Source organism: Fluviicola sp. (assembly GCF_030151805.1).
Taxonomy (GTDB): Bacteria; Bacteroidota; Bacteroidia; order Flavobacteriales_D; family Crocinitomicaceae; genus Fluviicola.
Genome location: NZ_JASLCN010000252.1, coordinates 1 through 8,910 on the forward strand (window position 1 = coordinate 1; position 8,910 = coordinate 8,910).

The following is an 8,910-nucleotide window of genomic DNA, read 5'->3' on the forward strand; positions in this document are numbered from 1 at the left end:
CGCGTCGAGGGTTGTTACTCGGAACATTTCTCCTGCTCCTTCCGCATCAGAACCTGTGACAATCGGCGTATGAATGTAAAAGAATCCCTGGTCGTTGAAGAATTTGTGAACGGCATAACTTACCGCGTGACGCACTCTGAAAACCGCTCCGAATACGTTTGTTCTGAAACGCAAATGCGCTTGTTCACGCAACGTATCCAAACTGTGTTTTTTCGGTTGCAAAATGGTTTTCTGAACATCGTCCGGATGTGCTTCACCGATGATCTCGATTTCGGAAACCTGCAATTCAAATGCTTGTCCGCTTCCTTCTGATTCAACCAAAACACCGGTCAATCCAACAGAAGAGGCTGTTGTTATTTTCTTCAAAATTGCTTCGTCGAAATTGGCAGCTTCAACAACACCTTGCAAATTATTAATGGTTGAACCATCATTCAATTGAATAAAGCGGTCGTTGCGAAATGATCGCACCCAACCTTTCACAAGGTACTTGTCGCCAACTTTCGGTTGACTTAATAAATCAGCAATTTTTGTTCGTTTCATGTTATTTTTCTAATGATACAAAAATAGGAAAGAAATTTGAAAGCTGCGGTGCTGTAAGTTGAAAGGAATCAAGAGTTATCGACACGCATCAAATGCAAATATGCCTGTTTGCCAAATGGCAAACCGAGAGAAATTCGATCTGATTTAAACTCTTAGGTCATGTCATTTCAAAATTCGTAAACTTGTTATGGAGATTGTTTCCGAAGAATTTGAGCCTGTTTTGGGTTTTTGAGTTGCAAGTTCGCGATATTGCGAACAGCCCTTTCAACTACTGGGTTTCAGTTCTATTTTAAACCAAAAATTCCAACACCCAATACCAAATTCCACTCGTAATGAACGAAAGTAAAATCGTCAGAAACACAATCAGGTTGCTCAAACGCGGATTCAGTCCAAACTGATCGTTCAAAATTCCGGCACTAATCATCGTTCCCATCGAAGCTTCAAACACCGCAATCTTTGTCTGCATTTCTCCCGTTTGAAAAGCAAAGGCCAATCCCAGAATGATCAATGGTGAAAGAATCAGCTTGTAAACAGAAGCGGCCAAAACCGGTTTCAGTACATCTTTCATTTTTCCCAATTCGAACTGGAGCCCGACCGAAAACAGAGCCAAAGGCGAAAGCGTCGCTGCTAAAGTGGATGCCAACGGAGTAATGGGTTCAAAGGAAACAAACCGGGGCAAAATCAAGGCAATAATGATGACCAAAAACGGCGGGAATTTCAACAATTTGAGACTGATCGTTTTGAAATCTGCCTTCGCCTTACCGGATGCTCTCATCGCGACAACGGAAGCAAAAACCGCCAGAATGAAGAAAGTCATTTGATCCGTTACAGCCGCAACAGACAAGTTATTCTCGCCATAATAAGCTGAAATTAACGGAAAGCCGATAAAAGAAGTGTTTCCCAAACCGGTAACGATCAAAAATGCCGCTTTGGTTTTCTTGTCAAAGTGAAACGGTTTCGCCAGCAATTCCGACAAAATCCAGGCTCCGAACCAACAAACCAGCGGAGTTACTAACGGAATCAGCAGATCATTCGACCATTTGATCCCCGGAAGATATTTGAGTGTTGCAGCAGGAAGTGCTACATAAATGATCCAAACGTTAATTCCCTGGTGACTTCCTTTTGGCAAAACACCTGATTTTCTGAGTAAAAAACCAGCGAGAAAACAAACTCCTATCAGGATAAAATTCGACATCAGAGCCCAAAATTATCGCTTATCAACGAAATAAAATCAGAAATTCCTGCTAAAAAACTACGGGGCTTTCTAACCAACCTCACTTTGAGCAACTTGCCCTTCGGAAGAAGAAAGATTCAGTAATTCGCGCACTTTTGCCGCAATGGATTTTGCGTCAAATCCACAGTCTGCATGCAATTGTTCCGGTGTTCCGTGATGAATGTATTTATCCGGAATTCCCAAACGAACCACTTTCGAACGGTAATTGTGATCGACCATGAATTCAATGATTGCAGAGCCGAATCCACCCATGATACAACCATCTTCAATCGTAACCACCTGGTCGAATTTGGTAAACACTTCATGCAGCAACGTTTCATCCAAAGGTTTCACAAAACGCATATCGTAATGAGCCACAGAGGCTCCGCTTTCTTTCAAAGATTGAATGGCTTCCTGGGCAAAATTCCCCACATGTCCAATCGTCACCAAAGCAATGTCTTCACCATTCGTTACTTTTCGGCCCGTACCGATCGGAATTGCTTTCATGGAAGTTTTCCACTCGGTCATCACTCCGTTACCCCGCGGATACCGGATTGAGAAAGGTCCGTGATTTGCAGCCTGGGCAGTAAACATCAGGTTTCGCAATTCCGCTTCGTTCATCGGAGCAGAAACGATCATGTTCGGAATACTCCGCATGTAAGCAATGTCGTAAGCACCATGATGCGTTGCACCATCAGCACCAACCAACCCACCGCGATCCAAACAGAAAACGACCGGCAAATTTTGTAAAGCCACATCATGCAAAACCTGGTCGTAGGCACGCTGCATGAAGGACGAATAAATATTACAGAAAGGAATCAATCCCTGAGTTGCCAATCCGGCAGAAAAAGTCACCGCATGTTGTTCTGCAATTCCCACATCGAATGCTCGATCCGGCATTGCTTCCATCATAAAAGTCAGGGAACAACCGGAAGGCATTGCTGGAGTAATCCCCACGATTTTGTCATTTTGCTCTGCCAATTCCACAATGGTATGACCGAATACATCCTGGTATTTCGGAGGTTGCGGAGATTTCGGAACGATTTTAACAATTTCCCCGGTTTCTTTATTGAAAATACCCGGAGCATGCCACTTGGTTGGGTTCCCTTCTTCTGAAAATTTGTATCCGGCTCCTTTTCGTGTAATGCAATGCAAAATTTTCGGGCCTGGAATATCTTTTAAGTCTTCGAGTACTTTTGCCAATCCGACCACATCGTGTCCGTCAACAGGACCGAAATAACGGAATTTCAATGATTCGAATAGATTACTTTGCTTTAAGATTGATCCCTTCAAAGCGGAAGAGATTTTGGACACCACAGATTGTGCATCCGGACCGAATTTACTGACTTTTCCAAGCAGTTTCCACACCTCATCTTTTACCTTGTTGTAAGTATGAGAAGTCGTTATATCAGTCAAATATTCTTTCAAGGCGCCCACATTCGGGTCGATTGACATGCAGTTGTCATTCAGAATCACCAATAAGTTGGCATCTTTCTCGAAACCGGCGTGGTTCATTCCTTCAAAAGCCAAACCGGCTGTCATCGCACCATCACCGATCACGGCAATGTGCTGACGGTTCTTTTCACCTTTGTAACGGCTTGCAACCGCCATTCCCAAAGCAGCAGAAATCGACGTGGATGAATGCCCCACTCCGAAAGTGTCGTATTCACTTTCGGATCTTTTCGGGAATCCGGAAATTCCTCCTTTTGTACGATTGGTATGAAATACTTCGCGGCGACCTGTGAGGATTTTGTGTCCGTAAGCCTGGTGGCCCACATCCCAAACCAATTGATCGTCCGGTGTGTTGAACACATAATGCAGGGCAACTGTCAATTCAACAACTCCTAAGCTTGCCCCGAAGTGAGAATTCCCGATCTCAGAAATCACATCTATAATATACTGACGCAATTCATCTGCAACCTGCGGCAATTGTTCTACCGTCATTTTATCCCTTAAATCCTGAGGGATAATGATCTGTTCCAATAAAGGACCTGCTTTGTATGGATGCATAAAATCAGAGTTCGACGTACAAATTTACGAGTTCGCGTTATGGATAACAAAAAAAACCACGGAATATTTCGGGCTTTCCGGGATTTAACAAATTTTGCAGTGATCTGGCATTCCGAAACTGGTCCAGGGTTTATAACCCTGGAAGGGTGATCAATTTTTTTCGGGGTAAATTAATGCGCGTGCATCACACCATATCCCACCCCGCTACAAAAATCGGCTTGGAGCGCAACTCGTCCATTTTCAGCGGATTCTTCCGCATCACAACCACATCTACAATCGGCTGCGGAGTCATTTTGTGAAACAATCCCCAATCAATGTATTGGCGACTTTCTCTCCAAAGTGGTTCTCTCCGATCCACAAACCAAAGCATCATATTCCGGCTTTCATGTGCCAGGATTCCCTCCAGGAGTGACGATAATACATCCGGATCATTGTCTTCAACCCAAATAGATTCAGGAACAAGGAATTGGTGGTTTTTCGGTTTGACAATTCTCCGGATTCCCGGTGTCACAGTAATCAGGCGGGTAAAAAGGCCTCCCAAAAAGCCCGGTAAACGCTCAATAACCCAATTTGCACGGGTAATTTTCGCAAAACCGATTACCTTTCCGGATTCATCATAATAGGCATAAAACGGTCCTCGTTCAGCATGAGTACGCACAAAATAGGCATGTGTTTTTTGAATCTTATCCAGGTGTTCTGAAATCACTTGCTCGTCTTCCAACAAACGAACGGGATTTTGCATCCGTGGTTTCGTACGACTGAATGACTGAGAAATCAATTGCGCTTCTGTCCGGAATCCGAATTGCTCCGACATCCATTTGCTCCGGTCATTCGCCGGGTCGATATAAGCATAGAAAGCATCGGGAGATTCTCCCAGTTTCCCGTCAAATGTTTCATCGAAAAAACTCGCCATTTCCATTTTCAGGCGGGAATTGCTTTTATGAACACGATTCACGTTTTTGGAAGCCTGTTTTTGATTGGCAAAAGCGAAATAACGCACGTACCATTGACGGCCGCGATTACACAAAGTCAGGTTTCCCTGCACTTTCCCATCTCTTTCCAACGAAATGAAGATCGGGTTATCCGCCTCATGAATGCGTGTTGCAGTATCTAAATGTTTATACCGTGCACCATTGGTTCCCAAAGTTGTTTGGGTCAACAAATCTAACAAAGCAGGTGTTGCTTCCTTACGAACAGTATATCTACTTGAAAGTCCCATCAGATAGCTTGATTAACAATATATTCTGCCTCTTTCGGAGTCAGATCCTTATTTTCTCCGAGTCCGGTCCAACCGCGCTGAACAAAACGGTCATGCACCATTCTACCGGTCTCGTGATAATCACTGGTGTATTCGGAAATGCGTGTTTTTACACTTAAGGAGTGGAAAAATGCTTCGGTTTTTGCAATTGCTTTCCGGGCAATTTGTTCTTCAGAACCTTCCAGTCCCCACACACGTTTTCCATATTGAGCCAATTTGGCTTTTTTGCTTTCAAATTTCACTTCATACAATCTCGGAGCAATGATTGCCAATGACTGCGCATGATCTATTCCGTGCAAAGCCGTCAATTCATGTCCGATCATGTGTGTTGCCCAATCGGTTGTAACTCCGCAACGCAACACGCCGTTCAATGCCTGGTTGGCGCACCACATGAGGTTGGCTGCCAGATCATAATTTCCCGGATTTTCCAACACTTTTTCCCCAATCTCAATCAAGGTGGATAAAATTCCTTCCGCATACCGTTCCTGAAGCAGATTTTCACCCTTGAAAGTCAGGTATTGCTCCATCGTATGCGTATACGCATCAATCACTCCGTTTGCTATTTGGCGTTTTGGCAAAGTTGCCACGAAAGCAGGATCCAGCAAAGCAAATTTCGGGAAGAACAAGGGTCCACCCATCGTTCTTTTTTCTTTCAATTCAGAACGACTGATTACCGCCCCGGAATTGGATTCCGAACCTGTAGCCGGAATGGTTAAAATACATCCGAAAGGAATAGCAGAAGTGAAACTGCAGCCCGGAACCTGTGTCAATACATCCCATGGATCTCCGGCATAACTTACCGCTCCGGAAATGAATTTCGCACCGTCGATCACAGAACCGCCGCCAACTGCCAGCATATAATTGATCTTGTTTTCGCGGATATATTCCACTGCTTTCATTAAAGTCGTGTATTCCGGATTTGCCTCAATTCCTTTGAAAAAATGCAATTCCAAATCACTCAATTCCGTTTTTAATTTGTCTAAAAAACCGGATTTTTCGATGGATCCGCCACCATATAAAACAATCACTTTTCCGTCGGCTGTTTGTGCCTTTAACAGCTGTGAAACCCTTGTCAACTGGTCTTTCCCAAAGACAATGGTAGTAGGTGTTGTAATCTCGAAATTATTCATGGCGTACCAAATTGCAAATTTAAGGACTGTAAAGATATGAAAACAAGACCTAATTGACAGGAAAAATCATGCGCTCTTTTCTGAAAAATCACGAAAGAATTGACACGATCAAAACAGGTTGATTATCAAGATAATACAAAACAATATTTCTTCAAAATTTTACCCCCTTTTTGATTGTAGATTTCAATAGTTTTTTATTTTTGATCCTGTCTTTCCTAACGACATTTTAGAACGGACTGTTTTAACAACCTTAATGATTCACTGAATATGAATTTTGCCGACAACAACATTTTGTTGATCCTCATTTCACTGGTATTTATTTATGCCGTATTGAGTATCCTCGTATCCATTCTCACGGAATGGTGGAACTCCTATTTCAAGGAACGGGGAATTTTTCTCAAAGATTCCATTTACAAATTGCTGAAAGATCCCATAAACAAGGATTACGGCTACCTGCTCTATAATCATGTCACCATTGCCGGACTCAAAAGTGCGCCCGACAGAGATCCTCATTATATCTCAGGAACCATGTTTGCCGAAGCACTGATTGATATCATCGCTCAGCAGGTTGTCAATAATCAAAAAGTCAAAGTGGTGATGAATGCAGATGGGACGAGGGAATACCAAATGGAAAACAATTCGGTTCCCGGAGATATCGTGGAACGGTTTCAGCTGGGAGTTTCCGGAATGAACACCAGCCCTTTTGCAGATTTGATGCAGTCTTTTATTGATAAATCCGCTCAAGCGGAAAACCAATACGCGGAACTTAAAAAACACATCGAGCAATGGTACAACGATTACATGGATCGCGTTTCCGGCTGGTACAAAACCAAACAGCGAAAAAAATTCATCATTGCCGGATTTGCAGTAGCCATTGTTCTGAATGTAGACAGTTTGCATCTCTTGAAAATGCTGAGCCTGGATCCCAATCTGAGAGATCGCATGGTTGAAAGCGCCGAACAAACAGCTGCAAATATCCGCAGGGATTCAACCTTTCGAACGGATATTTCCTCGATGACAAAAGTGGTTTCGATTCCTCAAAACGACATGCAGAAAGCCCGTTCATTCCAGATTGATACCGGGATGGCAATGGAGATTCTGAACAAACTGAATGCATGGGACAGCACCCGGAAAATAGCGGATTCAACTGCAAAAAGAGACCTGAAGCAATTAAATGACGCGTTGAATCTTGTTTCTGAGTTAAACGTTCCCATCGGATGGTCTGAAACAAGCGCTCCGGTTTCCTGGTTTCAATCCACAAAAGAAGATGCACTTCCGGATTCCAAAAATCCCGGATTGGTGCGTTATCTGAATGAACGGAACAACGATCCGGATACCGGAACCGTTCTGAAATACCTCATCGGGATTATTATCTCTGGAATTTCGTTGAGTTTCGGTGCACCATTCTGGTTCGAGCTACTCGTAAAATTCGTCAACATCCGCAGATCCGGTAAAATTCCGGAAGGAAATCCATCCACAAAATCCTAACCCGATGAAACAATTACCTTTTTCCAATATTCACACACACGTTTTCAACAGCGAATGTGTTCCCGATAATTTCCTGCGGATTCTTCCGAACAAAACGGTCCGGCGCATGCCAAAAGCGATTAAAGCCCTTCTGGACACGAAATGGTCGCGGGCTACGATTGTGGCCATTTCTAAAATAGCCGCGAAAAAAGACAGCAACAAACGAAACAATTTCGATAAATACATCGCGTTTCTGGAAGTAGCAACCCAGCGTAAACAACTCGACGTGTTTGAACTGGAATTCGAGGTCGGAAAGCAATACGATTCCCAGGTTCGTATTGTAGGATTGACCATGAACATGGATTTTATGGACAATCGCCCGTCGAGAAGGCAGATTACGTTTGAATCGCAGCTCGAAGCAGTCAAAGACATCAAACGGTATTATCCGAACAATTTCTTTCCCTTCCTGGGAATTGATCCGAGGCATAAATCGGGAATGGATCTGGTGAATTGGTCCAAAGCGTATTTCGAAACCGGTTTGCAGGCCAACGGAATGGTGTTTCCGTTTTTCTCCGGAATCAAATTGTATCCTGCCCTCGGTTTCTTTGCATTCGACCCGCGTCTCAACGATTTGTATGCCTATGCCGAAGCCAATCAGCTTCCGCTTATCACGCATGTTACCCGCGTGGGTTCGCAATACATCGGAACGAAAATTTCCGAACTGATTCCGGCGCAACCTGCCATGCTTTTACCCGACAATCCTTCAGAAGCCGTTCTTACCGCACAGGAAACCATTTATACACGCATCCGGATTTACCGGGAACAAAAATGGCTGGAAGACAGCAAAATCGGGAATAACGACAAAGCCTGCGATTTGTTCAGTCATCCGGAAAACTACGTTCCGATCCTGGAAAAATTCCCGGAACTCAAAATTTGTCTGGCTCACATGGGCGGATCCAATGAAATCGTTGACAACAGTAAAGACGATCCGGACTTGCAGCAAATCCGCCGTTTTGACAGTCAGTTGTGGTGCGACAGAATCCGCGACATGATGGTGCGCTATCCGAATTTGTACACCGATATTTCCTACACGCTTGGCGATCTCGACAAACCCGAAGTGCTCGCTGCTATCCTGAAATTCATGAGAACCGAAGACGACAGAGGGGAAATCCTGGCTAAACGCGTATTGTTCGGAACTGACTTTTTTATGACCGAGCAGGAAAAGCGGGAAAGCGATTTGTATAAATTGGCTATCCAGGAACTCTCTGAGTTCAATCAGTTAATAACACGTG

Annotated in this window: 7 protein-coding genes; 2 read left to right on the forward strand and 5 right to left on the reverse strand. The window is 43.8% G+C overall.

The window, feature by feature from the left end; all coding sequences use genetic code 11:
- The 5 genes from Q1V93_RS09670 to Q1V93_RS09690 form a co-directional block, all read right to left on the reverse strand.
- Positions 1-540 (reverse strand): amino acid--tRNA ligase-related protein (locus Q1V93_RS09670; protein WP_300664168.1); only part of this gene is annotated, 540 nt, incomplete at its 3' end.
- Positions 541-829: 289 nt separating this feature from the next.
- Positions 830-1,735 carry an AEC family transporter gene (locus tag Q1V93_RS09675; protein ID WP_300664170.1) on the reverse strand — a complete coding sequence of 302 codons (906 nt, stop codon included), beginning with the start codon at positions 1,733-1,735 and terminating at the stop codon, positions 830-832.
- Between the two features lie 69 nt (positions 1,736-1,804).
- The gene (gene dxs / locus Q1V93_RS09680) at positions 1,805-3,763 is read right to left on the reverse strand and encodes a 1-deoxy-D-xylulose-5-phosphate synthase (protein ID WP_300664171.1); all 1,959 of its coding nucleotides are present in this window, start codon (positions 3,761-3,763) and stop codon (positions 1,805-1,807) included.
- Between the two features lie 184 nt (positions 3,764-3,947).
- A complete protein-coding gene (locus Q1V93_RS09685; protein WP_300664173.1) occupies positions 3,948-4,982 on the reverse strand; it encodes a hypothetical protein in 1,035 nt (344 codons plus the stop codon).
- The gene (locus Q1V93_RS09690; protein WP_300664174.1) at positions 4,982-6,151 is read right to left on the reverse strand and encodes an iron-containing alcohol dehydrogenase; all 1,170 of its coding nucleotides are present in this window, start codon (positions 6,149-6,151) and stop codon (positions 4,982-4,984) included. The genes Q1V93_RS09685 and Q1V93_RS09690 overlap by 1 nt, the downstream gene beginning before the upstream one ends.
- Positions 6,152-6,418: 267 nt before the next feature.
- On the opposite strand from Q1V93_RS09690, the gene Q1V93_RS09695 reads away from it, so the two are divergent.
- Both Q1V93_RS09695 and Q1V93_RS09700 read left to right on the forward strand, forming a co-directional pair.
- On the forward strand, positions 6,419-7,639 hold the full coding sequence (locus Q1V93_RS09695; RefSeq protein ID WP_300664176.1) for a hypothetical protein: 1,221 nt from the start codon (positions 6,419-6,421) through the stop codon (positions 7,637-7,639).
- A 4-nt stretch (positions 7,640-7,643) separates the two neighbouring features.
- The coding region (locus Q1V93_RS09700; protein WP_300664178.1) for an amidohydrolase family protein at positions 7,644-8,910 on the forward strand (1,267 nt) is incomplete at its 3' end.

Coding starts and splice junctions, on each gene's coding strand:
- dxs (WP_300664171.1), bottom strand. CDS start 3,763: ATGCATCCATACAAAGCAGGTCCTTTATTGGAACAGATCATTATCCCT.
- Q1V93_RS09675 (WP_300664170.1), bottom strand. CDS start 1,735: ATGTCGAATTTTATCCTGATAGGAGTTTGTTTTCTCGCTGGTTTTTTA.
- Q1V93_RS09690 (WP_300664174.1), bottom strand. CDS start 6,151: ATGAATAATTTCGAGATTACAACACCTACTACCATTGTCTTTGGGAAA.
- Q1V93_RS09695 (WP_300664176.1), top strand. CDS start 6,419: ATGAATTTTGCCGACAACAACATTTTGTTGATCCTCATTTCACTGGTA.
- Q1V93_RS09685 (WP_300664173.1), bottom strand. CDS start 4,982: ATGGGACTTTCAAGTAGATATACTGTTCGTAAGGAAGCAACACCTGCT.